Raw genomic sequence first — 18,047 nt, 5'->3', positions numbered from 1 at the left:
CAAGAAGAGGTTCTGATGGAAATCTTTGATGCGCTTCTGGCGGGCTTTGCCACCGCCATCACGCCAGCCAACCTGCTGTGGGCGCTGGTGGGCTGTGCCCTCGGGACGGCCGTGGGCGTGCTGCCTGGCATCGGGCCCGCCGTGGCTGTGGCCATGTTGCTGCCCATCACCGCCAAGGTCGAGGTCACAGCCTCGATGATCTTTTTTGCCGGTATCTACTACGGCGCCATGTATGGAGGGTCCACCACGTCGATCCTGCTGAACACGCCGGGGGAGACGGCGAGTATGGTGACCGCGATGGAGGGCAACAAGATGGCCAAGAGTGGCCGCGCCGGTGCGGCGCTGGCAACCTCGGCGATTGGCTCCTTCGTGGCGGGCACCATTGCAACAGTGGTCGTGACGCTGTTCGCTCCGGGCGTGGCGGAATTTGCCGTCAAGCTGGGGCCGCCGGAATACTTCATGCTGATGGTGCTGGCCTTCACGACCGTGAGCGCGGTGCTCGGCCAGAGCGCTTTGCGCGGCATGACGGCCCTCTTTGTGGGGCTGGCGCTGGGCTGCGTGGGCATGGACCAGATCTCTGGTGCCGCGCGCTACACCGCAGGCCAGATGGAGTTGCTGGACGGTATCGACATCGTGCTGGTGGCCGTGGGGCTGTTTGCCGTGGCGGAGGTGCTCTACGCTGCCATTTACGAAGGCAGCGTGAACGAGACGCAGAACAAGATGAGCCGTGTGCACATGACCGCACGGGACTGGAAACGGTCCTGGCCCGCCTGGCTGCGCGGTACCCTCATTGGCACACCGTTTGGCTGTATCCCTGCGGGCGGCACCGAGATCCCCACCTTCCTCAGCTACGCCACCGAGAAGAGGCTGGCCAAGGGCGAGGACAAGGCAGAGTTTGGGGGCAAGGGCGCCATTGAAGGCGTGGCCGGCCCCGAGGCGGCGAACAACGCCACCGTGACGGCTGCGCTGATCCCGCTGCTGACGCTGGGCATTCCCACCAGCAACACCACGGCCGTGCTGCTGGGCGCGTTCCAGAACTACGGCATCAACCCGGGCCCGCAGCTGTTCACCAGCTCGGCGGCGCTGGTGTGGGCGCTGATCGCCTCGCTGTACATCGGCAACATCATGCTGCTGGTGCTCAACCTGCCGATGGTGGGTCTGTGGGTCAAGCTGCTGAAGGTGCCACGCCCGCAGCTGTACGCAGGCATCCTGATCTTCGCCACGGTGGGCGCCTACGGCATGCGCCAGAGCGCGTTCGACCTGTTTCTGCTGTATGCCATCGGCATTCTGGGGGTGGTGATGCGCCGGTTCGACTTTCCGACCGCGCCGGTGGTGGTGGGCATGATCCTGGGCCCCTTGGCCGAGGCACAGATGCGCAACGCCGTGGCGCTGGGAGAGGGTAGCTGGTGGATCTTCCTGCAGCGCCCGATGTCGCTCACGCTGGTGGTGATCGTGGCGCTGGTGTTGATCGTTCCGCGCGTGATGCGCCGCATGGCGGCACGCAAGCTGGCGTCTTCATAGAGGCCCCTGCGTCTGCGCACTCGTGGCGCACGCTGCACGTAAAAAAACCGCGCTCCAGGGCGCGGTTTTTTCGTTTTCAGCTTGGGTTGTTATGGCAAGCCTGGCACCGGGTTGTAGATCCCGAGCCTTCCCACCAGGAGACTTGCTCAACGGGGCTGGATGATAACATAAAATGCGAATAATTCTTATTTGCAAGGTGGTGCATGGATTCACTTCCCCAGGAATTTATGGCGTTGTGCAGGCAGTGGGGTGAGGCGCAGCAACGCTGCTGCAAGCTGGTGGCCGCTCAGGCCGCGCAACTGGAAGCGCTGTCGGCGGAGGTGTTGCGCTTGCGTGCTGCTGTGATCATTCGGGACACGCGCCTGGCGTGGGCGCAGGATGCCCTGGCACAGTGGCAGGCGGCTCAGCCGGGCCTGCCGCGGCGACAGTCCATGGCCCGCCATATCGGCGTGCTGGCGGAACGCATCACTGCCTTGTCGCGCGAGTGCCTGCGATGGAAGCTGGCTGCATCGGCGCCGGGTGCGTCGTCTCTAGCCACTGCAGCACCCCAGTGCGCGCACCCATGCAAAGAGGTGGCTGTCGAGGAGGACGCGCCAGCCATCAGCGAAGCAGCACTGCATACCAGCCTGGCGGCCGCAGACTGGGTGATTTGCCAGACCGGCTGCATCAGCCATGACCAGTACTGGCGGGTACAGGACCATTGCCGCCGCACCGGCAAGACCTGCATCCTGATGGACCAGCCTCTGGCTGCGCAGCCGGTGCAGCCGCCGTCCGTCGTGGTGCTGCACTGGGGGCATGCCGAAGAGCGTCAGGCGGCTGACAAGGTGCAGTAAATGCTCGATAGCGCAGACAAATAATGCCTTAATTGCTATAAACAATGTAGCAGATCGCTGAGGGCTACGCGCTGTGCTGCCGGCGACCGTGGCTGGGACACGGACCCGCATGCACCTCCGCGCTACCATCCGCCCATGCCCTTTCTCACCGATGACGCCCCCGCCTTGCCGCTGGATGCCCAGGGCATTCTGGAACTGGCGGCGCGCTCCATGTTCCAGCTGTTCTCCAGCGTCAGCCAGGGCATGTTCCTGGTGGACCGCAGCGGGCGCATCGTGTGGGTGAATGAAGGGTATCAACGCTTTCTGCCGGACCTGGGTTTTTCGTCGGTGGACCAGTTCGTCGGCCGCACGGTGGAAGAGGTCATCCCCAACACCCAGATGCGCCGCGTGCTGGAAACCGGCCAGCCCGTGCTGATCGATCTGCTCACCAACAAGGCGGGTACCTTTGTGGTCAGCCGTATCCCGCTGCGTGACGATGCCGACCGCGTGATCGGCGCCATCGGCATCGTGCTGTTCGACCACCCTGAGACCACACTGCAGCCGCTCATCAGCAAGTTTGCGCGGCTGCAGCGCGACCTGGACGACGCCCGGCGCGAGCTGGCCAGCCAGCGCCGCCGCAGCCTTGCCGTGGCGGGCGATGGAGAGCGGCGGTCCAAGTACACCTTTGCCAGTTTCATCGGCTCCAGCCCTGCGGCGGCCGAGGTTAAGCGCCAGGCGCGCCGTGCAGCGCAGTCCACCAGCCCCGTGCTGCTGCTGGGCGAAACCGGCACCGGCAAAGAGCTGCTCGCCCACGCCATTCACGCCGCATCGAGCCGCGCCAGCGGCCCGTTTGTGAGCGTGAACATCGCCGCCGTGCCCGACACGCTGCTCGAAGCGGAGTTCTTTGGCGTGGCGCCGGGCGCCTACACCGGCGCTGACCGCAAAGGCCGCGACGGCAAGTTCAAGCTGGCCGATGGCGGCACGCTGTTCCTCGACGAAATCGGCGACATGCCGCAGAGCCTGCAGGCCAAGCTGCTGCGCGCGCTGCAAGAGGGCGAGATCGAGCCGCTGGGCAGCAACAAGCTTGTGCCCTTCAACGTGCGCATCCTGGCCGCCACCTCGCGCGACCTGGCCGCGCTGGTGCGCGAGGGCAAGTTTCGCGAGGATTTGTTCTACCGCCTGCATGTGCTGCCCGTGCGCGTGCCGCCGCTGCGCGTGCGACGCAGCGACATTCCTGCGTTGGTCGAAGCCCTGGGTGAAGACCTGGCCCTGCGCAACGGCACCGCACCGCCCGAGTTGCTGCCCGACGCCATGGCCCTGCTGGCGGGCCAGCCCTGGCGCGGCAACATCCGCGAGCTGCGCAATGTGCTGGAGCAGGCGGTCATGCGCAGCGACTCGCAGTCCATCGACGCCGCGCAGCTGGAGCGCATCCTGCGCGAGGCCGGCGTGGAGCCCGCCGCCCCCGCCCCGGTGCAGGACCCTGGCCACGCCACCGATGCCGACGACGAAAGCCGCTACCTGCGCCCGCTGGCCGAGCAGGTGGCCGAGCTGGAGCGCAAGGCCATTGCCGCCACCCTCAAGGCCCATGGCGGCAACAAGCTGGCCACCGCGCGGCAGCTGGGCATCTCGCGCGCCACGCTCTATGGACGTCTGGAAAACCCTGAATAAAAATCAGACAAATGTCTGATTATTGGACATTTAATGTGTATTGAAATCAGTCAGTGTTGCCAGGGTGTCAGTAAAAGTAGCTTTGAAATCAAGCACTTGGATGCTGGCACAGACTGTGCAATAAAGAAGCATCACAACAGGAGACATCGCCATGCAACGTCGCACTCTGGTCGCCCTCGCTTCCGCAGCCGTTACCGCCGCCACACTTTCTGCCCCCGCGTTCGCGCAGACCGGTGAAATCCGCATCGCCCACGTGTACAGCAAGACGGGCCCACTGGAAGCCTACGGCAAGCAGACCCAGACCGGTCTGATGATGGGCCTGAACTACGCCACCGGCGGCAGCATGACCGTCAATGGCAAGAAGCTCGTCGTGATCGAGAAGGACGACCAGGGCAAGCCCGATCTGGGCAAGAGCCTGCTGGCCTCCGCCTACTCGGACGACAAGGCCGACATCGCCGTCGGCCCCACCTCCAGCGGCGTGGCCCTGGCCCTGCTGCCCGTGGCTGAGGAATACAAGAAGATCCTGCTGGTGGAGCCCGCCGTGGCCGACGCCATCACCGGCGACAAGTGGAACAAGTACATCTTCCGCACCGGCCGCAACAGCAGCCAGGACGCCATCTCCAACGCCGTGGCCATCGACAAGGCCGGCGTCACGGTAGCCACGCTGGCGCAGGACTACGCCTTTGGCCGTGACGGTGTGAAGGCCTTCAAGGACGCGCTGAAGAACGCGAAGCTGGTGCACGAGGAATACCTGCCCACCACCACCACCGACTTCACCGCCGGTGCCCAGCGCCTGATCGACAAGCTCAAGGACGTGCCCGGCCGCAAGGTCATCTTCATCATCTGGGCTGGTGCGGGCAACCCGTTCAAGATCGCTGACATGGACCTCAAGCGCTATGGCATCGAGATCGCCACCGGCGGCAACATCTTGCCCGCCATGGCTGCGTACAAGAACTTCCCCGGCATGGAAGGCGCTACGTACTACTACTTCGGCATCCCCAAGAACCCCGTGAACGAAGCCATGGTGGCCGCGCACTACAAGGAGTTCAAGACCCCGCCAGACTTCTTCACGGCCGGTGGCTTCAGCTCTGCCATGGCACTGGTCACGGCCCTCAAGGCCACGAACGGCGACACCAACACCAACAAGCTCATCAAGACCATGGAGGGCATGAGCTTTGAGACGCCCAAGGGCAAGATGACCTTCCGCAAGGAAGACCACCAGGCCATGCAGAGCATGTACCACTTCAAGATCAAGGTGGACCCGGCCTTTGCCTGGGGCGTGCCCGAGCTGGTGCGCGAGATCAAGCCTGAAGAGATGCAAGTTCCGATTCGCAACAAGCGATAAGGCTGCGCTGGGCAGGTCTGAGTGATGGCGAGCACCCTGGTTTGGGATGAGCTGCAAGGCGTAAACCGCAGCCATAGCCCGTGCTATGGCGAGGATTTGCAACGCGGCAGATCGCCCAAGGCAGGGATGCTCGACACGCGAGAGACCTGTTCAGCGGAGCCTTAGGGTTTGCGTGGCCCCGCTGGCTGACGATTGTTCAGCCCAGCGGGGATCCATCATCGCGGGGGGGCGGCCGCCCTTTTTTTCCAGTGAATTGATGCATGAACCCCCGGGTGTACACGGGGGCTGGGTCGGTTTTTCTCAAAAATTATTTGGAGACAAGACAACATGGCTTTCAATTTCATCCGGGCGGCTGCAGCAGGGGCTGCGATGGCACTTTGTGGTGCGGGCGGTGTTCACGCTGCCGTCAACCTGCCAGCACTCAAGATCGACAAGACACAGACCACGGTGTCGGGCTTGTCCTCGGGCGGCTTCATGGCGGTGCAACTGCACGTGGCGTACTCGGCCACGTTTGCCAAGGGGGCGGGTGTGGTGGCGGGCGGCCCGTTCTACTGCGCCGAAGGGTCCATCGTCAACGCCACCGGGCGCTGCATGGCCAGTCCTGCGGGCATTCCCACCAGCACGCTGGTCAGCACCACCAACACCTGGGCCAGTCAGGGAGTCATCGACCCCGTGGCCAATCTGCAGAACTCCAAGGTCTACCTGTTCTCGGGCACGCTCGACAGCGTGGTCAAAACCGGGGTCATGGACGCGCTGCGCACCTACTACAACAGCTTCGTTCCCGCCGCCAACGTGGTCTACAAGAAAGACATTGCGGCCGAACACGCGATGGTGACGGACGACTACGGAAACGCCTGCTCCACAAAGGGCGCGCCCTACATCAGCGACTGCAACTTCGACCTGGCCGGCGCCATGCTGCAGCACCTGTACGGCACGCTGAACGCCCGCAACAACGCCACCCTGCCCACCGGCAATTACATCGAGTTCAACCAGAGCGAATTCATCACCAACCATGGCATGGCCACCACCGGCTGGGCTTACGTGCCCCAGGCCTGCCAGGCGGGTGGCACGGCCACCTGCAAGCTGCACGTGGTGCTGCATGGCTGCAAGCAGAACATCAGCGATGTGCAGCAGCAGTACGTGCGCAACACTGGCTACAACCGCTGGGCCGACACTAACAACATCGTGATGCTGTACCCGCAGACCAGCACCGCAGCCACCAACAGCTGCTGGGACTGGTGGGGCTATGACAGCGCCAACTACTCCAAGAAGTCCGGCCCGCAAATGGCGGCCATCAAGGCCATGGTGGATCGCGTTTCCAGCGGCACGGGCGGTACCACGCCCCCCGACCCTGTGGCCCTGCCTGCCCCCACGGGCGTGAGCACTTCGGGCGCCACGGCCAACAGCATGGCCATCGGCTGGGCCGCCGTCACCGGTGCGGCCAGCTACAACGTGTACCGCAACGCCAATAAGGTCAACGCGCTGCCTGTCACCGCCACCAGTTACACCGACACCGGCCTGGCTGCCTCCACCACCTACAGCTGGACAGTGCGCGCTGCCGATGCCAACGGGGCCGAAGGCGCCACATCGGCCGCGGCTTCGGGCACCACGCTGGCCGCATCGGGCGGTGGCACGGCCACCTGCACCACGGCCAGCAACTATGCACACACCCTGGCCGGGCGCGCGTACGCCGCCGGGGGCTACACCTATGCGCTGGGCTCCAACCAAAACATGGGCCTGTGGAACGTGTTTGTGACCAACACCCTGAAGCAGACCAGCACCAACTACTACGTGATCGGCACTTGTCCTTAAAGTGCCGGGGCGCGCTGCCGCAGGGCAGGGCGCCCCACCCATTCCATCGATTGACTCAGACCGTGAAAGTGAACCCCCACCCATGAGCACCTTGGCCACCAAGGACTTGACCATCCGCTTCGGCGGCCATGTGGCGGTCAACGGCGTGACCTGCTCTTTCGAGCCTGGCACGCTGACCGCCATCGTGGGCCCCAACGGCGCGGGCAAGACCACCTACTTCAACCTGATTTCGGGGCAACTCAAGGCCACCAGCGGCAGCGTGATGCTGGGCGGGCAGGACCTCACGGGCCAGTCCGTCTCGGCACGCACGCACGCGGGTCTGGGCCGGGCGTTCCAGCTCACCAACCTGTTCCCCAACCTCAGCGTGCTGGAGAACGTGCGCCTGGCCGTGCAGGCCACGCAGGAGGGCAAGCACCGCCGGGGCATGAACCTGTGGAGTATCTGGAGCGACCACAACGCGCTGACCCAGCGCGCCCGCGTGATCCTGCAGGCCGTGGCCATGACCGACCGGGCAGATACCCCGGTTGCCAGCCTGCCGCACGGCGACCAGCGCAAGCTCGAAGTGGCGCTGCTCATGGCGCTGGAGCCGCAGGTCTACATGTTCGACGAGCCCACGGCCGGCATGAGCCACGACGAGGCGCCCGTGATCCTGAACCTGATCCGCGAGCTGAAGAAGGACAAGACCAAGATCATCCTGCTGGTGGAGCACAAGATGGACGTGGTGCGCGAACTGGCCGACCGCATCATCGTGCTGACCAACGGCACGCTGGTGGCCGATGGCCCGCCAGCCGAGGTGATCGCATCGCCCGTGGTGCAAGAGGCTTACCTGGGCGTCTCCAAGGACGCAGAGAAGGAGGCCGCATGAGCACGACACCAATGACCAACCTGCTCGAACTCAAGGGTGTGCACACGCACATCGGGGCGTACCACATCCTGCACGGCGTTGACCTGGCTGTGCCCAAAGGGCAGCTCACCATGCTGCTGGGCCGCAACGGCGCAGGCAAGACGACCACGCTGCGCACCATCATGGGCCTGTGGCATGCGTCGCAGGGCTCCATCCACTTTGGTGGCAAAGACATCACCGCGATGAATACGCCTGCCATCGCGGGCCTGAACATCGCCTATGTGCCCGAGAACATGGGCATCTTTGCCGACCTCACGGTGAAGGAAAACATGCTGCTGGCCGCACGCAGTGCCCGCAACGCCGCGCAGATGGACGAGGCGCGCTTGCAGTGGATCTTCAAGCTCTTCCCCGCGGTGGAGAAGTTCTGGAACCACCCCGCTGGAAAGCTCAGCGGCGGCCAAAAGCAGATGGTGGCCGTGAGCCGCGCCATCGTCGAGCCGCGCGATCTGCTCATCGTGGATGAGCCCAGCAAGGGCCTCGCGCCCGCCATCATCAACAACATGATCGATGCGTTCGACCAGCTCAAGAAGAGCGGCGTGACCATCCTGCTCGTCGAGCAGAACATCAACTTTGCCAAGCGGCTGGGTGACACCGTGGCCGTGATGGACAACGGCCAGGTGGTGCATGCGGGCAGCATGGCCGCACTGGCGCAAGACGAAGAACTGCAGCGCTCGCTGCTGGGGTTGGCGCTATGAGTCGTATGAGCAATTTCAGGTGTTTTCGGGCGGTAGCGCAGGTATCTATTGCCGTGGCAGCTATCAAATATGTAGCTGATGTGCGTGGTGCGGCAGTGGCTGCTGGAGGTCGGGCATGAGCATCACCCGCGATTTCGACTGGAAGCCGCTGGCGCTGGTGCCGGCGCTGGCGCTGCTGGTGCTGCCCTTCATCGGCTCGCCCAGCACCTGGCTCACGCTCACGGTGGCGGGGCTGGCCATGGGCATGATCATCTTCATCATCGCCTCGGGCCTCACGCTGGTGTTTGGCCTCATGGACGTACTGAACTTCGGCCATGGCGTGTTCATTGCGCTGGGTGCGTTTGTGGCCACCAGCGTGCTGGGCGCCATGGGCGACTACACCCAGAGTGCCGAGCTGTGGCGCAACCTGATGGCCGTGCTGCCCGCCATGGTGGTGGCCATGGCGGTAGCGGGCGCTGTGGGCCTCGCGTTCGAGCGCTTCATCGTGCGGCCCGTGTACGGCCAGCACCTGAAGCAGATCCTCATCACCATGGGCGGCATGATCATTGGTGAAGAACTCATCAAGGTCATCTGGGGGCCTGCGCAGATCCCGCTGCCGCTGCCCCAGGGCATGCGTGGCTCGCTGCTGGTGGGCGATGCGGCCATCGAAAAGTACCGCCTGGTGGCGGTGGCCGTGGGCTTGCTGGTGTTTGGTGTGCTGGCCTGGACGCTGTCGCGTACCAAGGTCGGCCTGCTGATCCGCGCTGGCGTGCAGGACCGCGAGATGGTCGAAAGCCTGGGCTACCGCATCCGCCGCCTGTTTGTGGGCGTGTTCGTGGTGGGCTCGGCCTTGGCGGGCCTGGGCGGCGTGATGTGGGGTCTGTACCAGCAGAACGTGGTGCCCCAGATGGGCGCACAGGTCAACGTACTGATCTTCATCGTGATCATCATCGGCGGCCTGGGCAGCACGGGCGGCGCGCTCATCGGCGCGCTGCTGGTGGGGCTGATGGCCAACTACACCGGATTCCTGGTGCCCAAGGTGGCACTGTTCTCCAACATCGCGTTGATGGTGGCCATTCTCTTGTGGCGTCCGCAGGGCGTCTATCCCGTGGCCAACCGCTGATGAGGAGCCGACTGACATGCTGAACCGACTTCTCTCCGGCGACTATCCGCGCAGCAAGGTGCTGGCGGTGATTCTGGTGGCCATCTTTGTGGGCCTGGCGTTCGCGCCGTTCCTCTTCCCGGGTGTCAAGGCGCTGTCCGTGGCGGCCAAGGTGCTGATCTTTGTGGTGCTGGTCGCCAGCTTCGATCTGCTCTTGGGCTACACCGGCATCGTGAGCTTTGCGCACACCATGTTCTTTGGCATTGGAGCCTACGGCATTGCCGTGGCCACTACCCGCATGGGGCCCACGTGGTCGGCGCTGCTGGTGGGGCTGGCAGGCGCGCTCGTGCTCTCGCTGCTGCTGTCGCTGGCGGTGGGGCTGTTCTCGCTGCGCGTGCGGGCCATCTTCTTCGCCATGATTACGCTGGCCGTGGCGGCTGCATTCCAGACGCTGGCCTCGCAACTGTCGGACATCACCGGCGGCGAAGACGGCCTGACCTTCAAGGTGCCCGAGTTCCTGTCGCCCAGCTTCGAGCCGTTTGACGACCCCTTCCTGGGCGTGAGCATTGATGGGCGGCTGATCTGCTATTACCTGCTCTTCGTCACGGCCGTGGCGCTGGTGCTGGCGCTGCTGCGCATCGTCAACTCGCCCTTCGGCCGCGTGCTGCAGGCCATCCGCGAGAACGAGTTCCGCGCCGAGGCCATTGGCTACCGCGTGGTGGTGTACCGCACCACGTCCAGCGTGCTGTCGGCACTGTTTGCCACCATGGCGGGTGCCATGCTGGCGCTCTGGCTGCGCTACAACGGGCCGGATACGTCCCTGAGCTTCGAAATCATGATGGACTGCCTGCTGATCGTGGTGATCGGCGGCATGGGCACGATCTACGGCTCGGCCATTGGCGCCGTTCTCTTCCTGGTGGCGCAAAGCTACCTGCAGGATCTGCTGCGCCTGGGCAGCGAGGCCGCCTCAGGCCTGCCCTGGCTGTCTGCGCTGCTGTCGCCCGACCGCTGGCTGCTGTGGCTGGGCGTGCTGTTTGTTCTGTCCGTTTACTACTTCCCCACCGGTGTGGTGGGGCGCCTGCGCGCGGCAGCTGCGCGCAAGGTGGGGTGACTGGCCCGGCCGCGCCGGGTGACTGGCGTGGCCTGGGTGTGTGGGTGAGCTGTGCAACAAAGACGCAAAGAAAAAACTCCAGGAGACAAGCACATGAAGATGAGCATGAAGAACCCGCGTTTTCGTCCCTTTTCTCGTCCGTTCGTTCCCGCAGTGCTCGCCGCTGCGGTGTTGGCTGCCTGCGGCGGCAGTGACGGCGACAGCGCCGCACTCAACACCAAGCCCGCCTACCTGGGCGCCATCAGCGAGGCCACGTACGACGGCACCAGCAACGATCTGCTGACGGCTGGCCTGGGCGCCACGGGGCTGGCGGCTGCCGTACCACCGGCCTATGCCGACCCGCTCAAGCCCACCGCAGCCGAGCTGCGCCGCACGGCCATCCACACCAACTACCGCGCCATGCTCGACATGACGGCGGCTGGCGGCTACGGCACGCTCTATGGCCCCAATGTGGACGCGCAGGGCAAGGTCACCACCGGCGAAGGCAAGGTGGCGGGCACCGAATACATTGCATTTGCCGACGACGGCACGGGCCGCAAGAACGTCACCCTCATGGTGCAGGTGCCTGCCAGCTTCGACCCCAAGAAGCCCTGCATGATCACCGCGACGGCATCGGGCTCGCGCGGTGTGTACGGCGGCATCTCCACCGGCGAGTGGGGCCTGAAGAAGGGCTGCGCTGTGGCGTACTCTGACAAGGGCACGGGTGGTGCACCGCACGACCTGCAAAACGACACCGTACCGCTGATGGACGGCACGCGCACCACGGCCACGGCAGCGGGCAAGGCGGCAGCCTTCAACGCGGGCCTCACGGCTACCGAGCTGGCCGCCTTCAACACCGCCACGCCCAATCGCTTTGCCTTCAAGCACGCGCACTCGGGCCAGAACTCTGAAAAGGATTGGGGCACCACCACCCTACAGGCGGTGGAGTTTGGCTACTACGTGCTCAACCAACGTTATGGCGCCACCGATGCAGCGGGCCAGCGCCTCAAGACGCTGACCCCGGCCAACACCATCGTGATTGCATCCAGCATCTCCAACGGTGGCGGTTCAGCGATTGCTGCGGCCGAGCTGGACACGCAGGGCCTGATCAGCGGCGTGGCCGTGTCCGAGCCCGCCATCGAGATGCCTGCCAACCCCGGTGTCACCGTGCGCCGTGGCAGTGCTGAGGTGGCCGTCACCGGCAAGACGCTGGTGGACTTCACGACCTACGCCAACCTGTACCAGGCCTGCGCATCGCTGGCGCCATCGGTCAGCACCAGCCCTTACGCCGCCGCTTTTGCCGCCGGCTTTGGCAGTGCGGCCCTGCCGATTGCGCCCAATCGCTGTGCCTCGCTCAAGGCGGCAGGCCTGCTCACGGCCTCCACCACGGCCACGCAGGCCGAGGAGGCTTTGCAAAAGCTGCGCGCCTACGGCTGGGAGCCGGAGTCCAACGACTTGCATGCGTCGCTGGCTGCGTTTGAAGTCGCTCCGGCGGTCGCCGTCACCTTCGCCAACAGCCTGTCGCGCGCCAGCGTCAAGGACCACCTGTGCGGCTTCAGCTACGCGGCCACGGCGGCTACAGGCGCGGTGACAACATTGGCACCCGCAGCGCTCGCTGGCATGTTTGCCACGGGTAATGGCGTGCCCCCATCGGGCGGTATCAACCTGGTCAACAACCTGGGCAAGCTGGGCCCGGCACGCGACTTCCTGTCGGTGTCGGACGCGGGCGTGGCCGACTGGAACCTGAGCGGCGCGCTGTGCCTGCGCAACCTCGTCACCGGCAACGATGCCGCCGCCAAGAAGCTGCAGGCCGGTGTTCAGGAAACCCGCCGCAGCGGCAACCTGCGTGGCAAGCCTGCCGTCATCGTGCATGGCCGTGCGGATGCGTTGCTGCCCGTCAGCCACACCTCGCGCCCCTACGCGGCACTGAACAAGAAGGTCGAAGGCGCTGCCAGCAAGCTCAGCTATGTAGAGGTGGCCAATGCCCAGCACTTCGACAGCTTCATCGGCCTGCCCACCGTGCTGCCGGGTTATGACAGCCGCTATGTGCCCCTGCACGTGTATCTGAACCACGCACTCGACGCCGTGTACGACCACCTTGCCAGCGGCAAGGCATTGCCCGCCAGCCAGGTGGTGCGTACGGTGCCACGTGGCGGCACACCGGGCAGCGCACCAGCCATCACCGCAGCCAACGTGCCGCCGCTGGCCACCACACCCGCTGCCGCCAACGCCATTGCCATCACGGCGGGCGCCATCTCCATCCCTGACTGACCAGGACGCTGAACGACCTCCGTGGAAGCCCGGGACCCGTGCACTGCAGGTGCATGCCCCGGGCCATTCCAGGCGCAGTCATCACAAGGACGGAAGCAATGAACACTGTGAATAGTTGGGTACGCCGCATGTCGGCCACCCTGCGGTGGGGTGGACCGATGGCGTTGGCACTGGCCGTGGGGGCGTTGGCCCCCGCGCAGGCCGCCGAGGTGGTGGTGGGGCAGGTGGCCCCGCTGTCGGGCGTCCTGGCCAGCACCGGCGCGCAGATGGTGCTGGGCGGCAAGATTTACTTTGACTGGGTCAATGCACAAGGCGGCGTGCACGGCGCCAGCATTCGGCAGGCGGTGGCCGACGATGGCTACAAGGTCGCAGACACGGTGACCCGCACCCGCGAGCTGCTGGCCAAGCCCGAAGTGGTGGCCCTGTACGGCTTTGCGGGCACGGCCAACATCACCCAGCTGCTGGCCGATGGCGTGCTGGAGCAGGGCGGCGCCGCACTGGTGGCGCCGTACACGGGGGGCGAGTCGCTGCGCAACCCGTTCAACCCCTGGATCTTTCATGTGCGTGCCGGTTATGCCGACGAAACCGAGCACATGGTGCAGCAGCTCACCACGCTGGGCATGAACCGTGTGGCCGTGATGTACCAGGACGACGGCTTTGGCAAGGCGGGCCTCGCGGGGGTGGAGGCGGCGCTGGCCAAGCGTGGCCTCAAGCTCGTGGTGTCTGCGGGCTACGAGCGCAATACCGACAAGGTGGACGACGCCGTCAAGGCCATCAAGGCCGCCGATGTGCACGCGGTCATCATGATTGCGGTGAACAAGCCCGCGGCGGCCTTCATCCAGCGCTACCGCGAGCAGGGCGGCGGCGCGCAGCTGTACAACATCTCGGTGGTGGACCCGACGGAGCTGGTCAAGCTCGCGGGCCTCAAGAACGCGCACGGCCTGGGCATCAGCCAGGTGGTGCCCTACCCCTACCGGCCGCAACTGCCCGTGGTGCGCGAGTACCAGACGCTGCTGAAAAAGTACGCGCCCGACGCCGAGGTCAACTACACCAGCTTTGAGCAGTTTCTGGGGGCCAAGGTGCTGGTCGAGGCCCTGCGCCGCGCCGGGCCGGCGCCCACACGTGCCAAGGTCGTGAAGGCGCTGGAGTCACTGCAAAGCTATGACCTCGGCGGCATCACGCTGGGCTATTCGCCCACCAACCGCATCGGCTCGCGCTATGTCGAGGTCACCGTCATCGGCAGCAACGGCCGTCTCATGAAATGAGCGCGGCTTCAAAAACTCTCCTGGCGTCGTTGTTGCGTCTTGCCGTACTTTCAGTACTGTCTGCAACGCAACGCCTAGCCAGGACCGCTTCGCTGAGTTTTGTGAGCCGCTATCCGTCCACAGGTTGTTTTGTCCGCAGCCTGCATCTATCCACCGACTCACAAGGTTGACCACCATGACTCCGTTATCGCGCTACACCACCTGCGCTGGCTATGAAATCCATTACATGGAGTGGGGCGCGCCGGATGCCCCGGTGGTCATTGCGTGGCACGGCCTGGCGCGCACCGGCCGCGACATGGACCCGCTGGCCGCCCACCTGGCATCGCGCTACCGCGTGATCTGTCCCGACACATTGGGACGGGGCCTGAGCCAGTGGGCGCGCGCGCCGCAGGACGAGTACCGCCTGTCGTTCTACGCGCGCATCGCGGCCGACCTCTTTGACCAGCTGGGCATCGATAAAGCGCACTGGGTGGGCACATCGATGGGCGGGGCCATCGGTACGGTGTGCGCATCGGGATTGTTCGAGCCGCAGCTCAAGGGCCGCATCCAGAGCCTGCTGCTCAACGACAACGCCCCGCGCCTGGCCGATGCGGCGCTGGAGCGCATCAAGGCCTATGCCGGCCACCCGCCTGCGTTCGACACGGTGAAGGAGCTGGAGGCGTTCTTTCGGCAGGTATACAAGCCGTACGGCTGGCTCAGCGATGAGCAGTGGCGCCTGCTCACCGAGAGCAGCACCCGCCGCCTGCCAGACGGCCGTGTCACGCCGCATTACGACCCCGCCATGGTGCAGCAGTTCACCCACCACACCAACGACTACCTGATCTGGGATCATTACGACGCGCTCAACATTCCCGTGTTGTGCCTGCGCGGGGCCGAGTCCGACTTGGTGCTGCCAGACGTCACGGCCGAAATGTTGACCCGGGGCCCGGGATCACGTGGCCAGGCGCAGGTGGTGGAGGTGGCCGGCTGCGGCCATGCCCCGGCGCTCAATGTGCCGGAGCACTACGCGCTGGTGGACGGGTTTTTGGCCGGTGCGCAAGGCGGGCAATAGCCCGTTTGCCCGTTTGCCCGTCCGCAGACCCGCCCGCGCTGAGGCCGTTAGCGTGGCACGCCGGGCCCGCAGCCCAAGGCCTGGCTCAGCTGCTCGGCAGGGATGGCCCAGTCGGCATCCGCCGCAATCGCCTCACGCAAGAACTTGGCCTGGGCGGGCGACCACACCGCCACATCCGGCAGCGTGAAATTGACAGCCGTCGTGCGGTGCGTTGCGATGAACGTGGTCATCGACGCCTCGTCGGACGGCAGTCCCAGTTGGTCAAACAGGTCGGACATGGTGTGAATACCGGTTTCCATGGGTGCATCCTTGGTGTGTGGGGTGAAGATCGATCACGCGGCGGCTATCGCCCGCCTCCGTGGCCCGAGCGCTATTGCAGCATGGGCCGGCCCGGCGGAATGTAGGACGGTCTCGGAGTTGTTGGGCTGTCTCCATGCCGCTGAAGAACCTGTTCAAAGGCATAGGGCACATGAGGGGAGCTGGCCCACAGCCAGTGCCAGCACCGCAGCCGCCACGCTGCAGGTGCTGCCGGGGGCTTGCCCGGGCCTTCAGAGGCCCAGTTGTGTCAGCGCAGCTTGCAGGCCAGCCAGACCACCCACACGCTGGTCGTTGATGAAAATCTGCGGCATCTGCCGCACCGAGGGGCCGCACTTGGCATAAAACGCCAGACGCTCGGCCTCGTCATCGATCTTGATTTCTTCGTAGGGCAGCGAACGGGATTTGAGGAGCATCTTGGCCGACTCGCACTGCGGGCAGGCGGACTTGGAATACACGGTGATTTGAAGGGTCATGGTGCGAGTTTACGGGGCGTGGGGCGGGTGCCTCGGCACGGCAACTCACAGGTCCGCACCCTGACGTGGGTGGAGTGGTTTACCATTCGGTTTGTTTTGTGACTGATTGGTAATTTATGTCCTTGCTATTCCCTTGGGTGCGCCGTTCCGTGCTGCTGGTGTCCACAGCTCTGGTGCTCGCGTTGGTCGGTTGCTCCTCCACCACTCCGCCCTCCGGCATTACCCCCGTCACGCCATTTGACCTGGCGCGGTACGAGGGCCGCTGGTACGAGGTGGCCCGGCTTGACCACTCTTTTGAACGTGGCATGACCGATGTGTCTGCCACCTACCAGCGCCAGAGCGACGGCAGCGTGCGTGTGCTCAACCGGGGTTTTGACACCGCTAAAAACGACTGGCGCCAGGCCGAAGGCAAGGCCAAGTTCACCGGCGATACCAACACCGCGTCGCTCAAGGTCTCGTTCTTTGGCCCTTTCTACGGCGGCTACCACGTGGCCGCGCTCGATGCCGACTACCAATGGGCGCTGGTGGTGGGGCCAGACCGCAGTTACTGCTGGATTCTGTCGCGCACCAAGCAGTTGGCCCCCGCCGTGCGCGAGCAGCTCATCGCCCGCGCCCAGGCACTGGGCATCGACACGCAGGCCCTCATCTGGGTAACCCACGACCGCACCGAACCGCAGCCATGAGCGCACCCATTCCCAAACTTCCTATCGCCGTCATCGGCGCAGGCCTGGCGGGCCTGTCGTGCGCACAAGCCCTGCTGCAGGCGGGCCACTCGGTGCATGTGTTCGACAAGAGCCGCGGCCCCTCAGGCCGTATGAGCACGCGCCGTGCTGAAGACGCGGCAGGCCCCTGGCAGTGTGACCACGGCGCGCAGTACTTCACTGCACGCGATCCGCAGTTCCGCGCCGAAGTCGCCCGCTGGCAGCAGGCTGGTGTGGCCGCCCTGTGGGACGCACGCCTTGCCAGCTTTGACGGCGCAGTCTGGACCACGCCCGCCACCCCACTGGAGCGCTTTGTGGGCACCCCGCGCATGACATCGCCCGCCGGCTGGTTTGTGCAGGGCTTGCAGCAGGCGGGTGACCGGGCGCTGGCGCAGTGGCAAACCACCGTGCAAAAGCTGGAGCGCAACGCCGATGGCTGGTCGATCATCTCTGCCGAGCATGGCCTGCACTCGCAGCGCTACAGCGCCGTGCTGCTGGCCGTGCCCGCCCCGCAAGCCGTGCCCTTGCTGCAACCTGTGGCCCCCACGGGCGCTGCGGTGGCTGCCAGCGCACGCATGCGCGGCAGCTGGGCGGTGATGGTGCGTTGCCCCGCACCCGTGGCCTTGGCGTGGGACGGTGCCTTCATCAACACCGGCCCGCTGCGCTGGGTGGCGCGCGACAGCAGCAAGCCCGGCCGCACGGCCCCTGCAGGCACCGAAACCTGGCTGCTGCACGCCAGCCCCGAGTGGAGCGATGCCCACATCGAAGACACCGCCGACAGTGTGACCGCCACCTTGCTCGCTGCATTCCAGGCACTGGGCGGCCCCGCTCCTACGCAGGTGCAAGCCACGGCCCACCGCTGGCGCTATGCCGACACCGAACCCGCCCTCACGCTGGGGTACTGGTGGGATGCCGATGCGCTGCTGGGCCTGTGCGGCGACTGGATCAGCGGCGGCAAGGTCGAGGGCGCATGGCTCAGCGGCCAGTCACTGGCCCGCGCCGTGGCGGGCTGATCGCGGGCTAACGGGGCCAGAGCGGCG

16 protein-coding genes are annotated in these 18,047 nt (G+C 65.4%); 14 read left to right on the top strand and 2 right to left on the bottom strand.

The window, feature by feature from the left end:
* Positions 1 to 15: 15 nt before the first annotated feature.
* From C380_RS16430 to C380_RS16375, 12 genes are all read left to right on the top strand, one after another.
* Entirely contained in the window at positions 16 to 1,521 is a 1,506-nt protein-coding gene (locus C380_RS16430) for a tripartite tricarboxylate transporter permease (protein ID WP_015014954.1), read from the top strand.
* Between the two features lie 203 nt (positions 1,522 to 1,724).
* Positions 1,725 to 2,354, top strand: a complete 630-nt coding sequence (locus C380_RS16425; protein ID WP_015014953.1) for a DUF2325 domain-containing protein — start codon at positions 1,725 to 1,727, stop codon at positions 2,352 to 2,354.
* A 135-nt stretch (positions 2,355 to 2,489) separates the two neighbouring features.
* Complete coding sequence (locus C380_RS16420; RefSeq protein WP_015014952.1) at positions 2,490 to 4,001, top strand: sigma-54-dependent Fis family transcriptional regulator; 1,512 nt, start codon at positions 2,490 to 2,492, stop codon at positions 3,999 to 4,001.
* 151 nt (positions 4,002 to 4,152) lie between these two features.
* Complete coding sequence (locus C380_RS16415; protein ID WP_015014951.1) at positions 4,153 to 5,346, top strand: substrate-binding domain-containing protein; 1,194 nt, start codon at positions 4,153 to 4,155, stop codon at positions 5,344 to 5,346.
* Between the two features lie 327 nt (positions 5,347 to 5,673).
* The gene (locus C380_RS16410; RefSeq protein WP_015014950.1) at positions 5,674 to 7,158 is read left to right on the top strand and encodes a PHB depolymerase family esterase; all 1,485 of its coding nucleotides are present in this window, start codon (positions 5,674 to 5,676) and stop codon (positions 7,156 to 7,158) included.
* 82 nt (positions 7,159 to 7,240) lie between these two features.
* Complete coding sequence (locus C380_RS16405) at positions 7,241 to 8,023, top strand: ABC transporter ATP-binding protein (RefSeq protein WP_015014949.1); 783 nt, start codon at positions 7,241 to 7,243, stop codon at positions 8,021 to 8,023.
* The gene (locus C380_RS16400; protein ID WP_043565547.1) at positions 8,020 to 8,757 is read left to right on the top strand and encodes an ABC transporter ATP-binding protein; all 738 of its coding nucleotides are present in this window, start codon (positions 8,020 to 8,022) and stop codon (positions 8,755 to 8,757) included. The genes C380_RS16405 and C380_RS16400 overlap by 4 nt, the downstream gene beginning before the upstream one ends.
* Before the next feature lie 115 nt (positions 8,758 to 8,872).
* Complete coding sequence (locus C380_RS16395) at positions 8,873 to 9,859, top strand: branched-chain amino acid ABC transporter permease (RefSeq protein ID WP_015014947.1); 987 nt, start codon at positions 8,873 to 8,875, stop codon at positions 9,857 to 9,859.
* A 16-nt stretch (positions 9,860 to 9,875) separates the two neighbouring features.
* Positions 9,876 to 10,949, top strand: a complete 1,074-nt coding sequence (locus C380_RS16390; RefSeq protein ID WP_015014946.1) for a branched-chain amino acid ABC transporter permease — start codon at positions 9,876 to 9,878, stop codon at positions 10,947 to 10,949.
* Positions 10,950 to 11,042: 93 nt separating this feature from the next.
* The gene (locus tag C380_RS16385; protein ID WP_015014945.1) at positions 11,043 to 13,199 is read left to right on the top strand and encodes a D-(-)-3-hydroxybutyrate oligomer hydrolase; all 2,157 of its coding nucleotides are present in this window, start codon (positions 11,043 to 11,045) and stop codon (positions 13,197 to 13,199) included.
* 98 nt (positions 13,200 to 13,297) lie between these two features.
* Positions 13,298 to 14,464 carry an ABC transporter substrate-binding protein gene (locus C380_RS16380; protein WP_043565546.1) on the top strand — a complete coding sequence of 389 codons (1,167 nt, stop codon included), beginning with the start codon at positions 13,298 to 13,300 and terminating at the stop codon, positions 14,462 to 14,464.
* 175 nt (positions 14,465 to 14,639) lie between these two features.
* Positions 14,640 to 15,515, top strand: coding sequence for an alpha/beta fold hydrolase (locus C380_RS16375; RefSeq protein ID WP_015014943.1), 876 nt, complete (start codon positions 14,640 to 14,642; stop codon positions 15,513 to 15,515).
* Between the two features lie 47 nt (positions 15,516 to 15,562).
* Here C380_RS16375 and C380_RS16370 read toward each other — a convergent pair whose 3' ends face one another.
* Positions 15,563 to 15,814: a DUF2789 family protein gene (locus tag C380_RS16370; RefSeq protein WP_015014942.1), complete on the bottom strand. Its 252-nt coding sequence runs from the start codon at positions 15,812 to 15,814 to the stop codon at positions 15,563 to 15,565.
* Between the two features lie 249 nt (positions 15,815 to 16,063).
* Positions 16,064 to 16,306: a glutaredoxin gene (locus tag C380_RS16365; protein WP_015014941.1), complete on the bottom strand. Its 243-nt coding sequence runs from the start codon at positions 16,304 to 16,306 to the stop codon at positions 16,064 to 16,066.
* Positions 16,307 to 16,422: 116 nt separating this feature from the next.
* Between C380_RS16365 and C380_RS16360 the strand changes: the two genes are divergently transcribed.
* Positions 16,423 to 16,989 (top strand): lipocalin family protein, encoded by a 567-nt coding sequence (locus tag C380_RS16360; protein ID WP_015014940.1) that lies wholly within the window; start codon positions 16,423 to 16,425, stop codon positions 16,987 to 16,989.
* A complete protein-coding gene (locus C380_RS16355) occupies positions 16,986 to 18,020 on the top strand; it encodes an NAD(P)/FAD-dependent oxidoreductase (RefSeq protein ID WP_015014939.1) in 1,035 nt (344 codons plus the stop codon). Before C380_RS16360 ends, C380_RS16355 begins: the two co-directional genes overlap by 4 nt.
* Positions 18,021 to 18,047: the final 27 nt, after the last annotated feature.

Source organism: Acidovorax sp. KKS102 (assembly GCF_000302535.1).
Lineage (GTDB): Bacteria > Pseudomonadota > Gammaproteobacteria > Burkholderiales > Burkholderiaceae_C > Acidovorax.
Note: the sequence above shows the minus strand (reverse complement) of the source record. Positions and strands in the feature narration are given on the sequence as shown.

Bases quoted from the DNA above. Each gene is read 5' to 3' on its own strand.
- C380_RS16430 (WP_015014954.1), top strand. From the start codon at position 16: ATGGAAATCTTTGATGCGCTTCTGGCGGGCTTTGCCACCGCCATCACG.
- C380_RS16425 (WP_015014953.1), top strand. From the start codon at position 1,725: ATGGATTCACTTCCCCAGGAATTTATGGCGTTGTGCAGGCAGTGGGGT.
- C380_RS16420 (WP_015014952.1), top strand. From the start codon at position 2,490: ATGCCCTTTCTCACCGATGACGCCCCCGCCTTGCCGCTGGATGCCCAG.
- C380_RS16415 (WP_015014951.1), top strand. From the start codon at position 4,153: ATGCAACGTCGCACTCTGGTCGCCCTCGCTTCCGCAGCCGTTACCGCC.
- C380_RS16410 (WP_015014950.1), top strand. From the start codon at position 5,674: ATGGCTTTCAATTTCATCCGGGCGGCTGCAGCAGGGGCTGCGATGGCA.
- C380_RS16405 (WP_015014949.1), top strand. From the start codon at position 7,241: ATGAGCACCTTGGCCACCAAGGACTTGACCATCCGCTTCGGCGGCCAT.
- C380_RS16400 (WP_043565547.1), top strand. From the start codon at position 8,020: ATGAGCACGACACCAATGACCAACCTGCTCGAACTCAAGGGTGTGCAC.
- C380_RS16395 (WP_015014947.1), top strand. From the start codon at position 8,873: ATGAGCATCACCCGCGATTTCGACTGGAAGCCGCTGGCGCTGGTGCCG.
- C380_RS16390 (WP_015014946.1), top strand. From the start codon at position 9,876: ATGCTGAACCGACTTCTCTCCGGCGACTATCCGCGCAGCAAGGTGCTG.
- C380_RS16385 (WP_015014945.1), top strand. From the start codon at position 11,043: ATGAAGATGAGCATGAAGAACCCGCGTTTTCGTCCCTTTTCTCGTCCG.
- C380_RS16380 (WP_043565546.1), top strand. From the start codon at position 13,298: ATGAACACTGTGAATAGTTGGGTACGCCGCATGTCGGCCACCCTGCGG.
- C380_RS16375 (WP_015014943.1), top strand. From the start codon at position 14,640: ATGACTCCGTTATCGCGCTACACCACCTGCGCTGGCTATGAAATCCAT.
- C380_RS16370 (WP_015014942.1), bottom strand. From the start codon at position 15,814: ATGGAAACCGGTATTCACACCATGTCCGACCTGTTTGACCAACTGGGA.
- C380_RS16365 (WP_015014941.1), bottom strand. From the start codon at position 16,306: ATGACCCTTCAAATCACCGTGTATTCCAAGTCCGCCTGCCCGCAGTGC.
- C380_RS16360 (WP_015014940.1), top strand. From the start codon at position 16,423: ATGTCCTTGCTATTCCCTTGGGTGCGCCGTTCCGTGCTGCTGGTGTCC.
- C380_RS16355 (WP_015014939.1), top strand. From the start codon at position 16,986: ATGAGCGCACCCATTCCCAAACTTCCTATCGCCGTCATCGGCGCAGGC.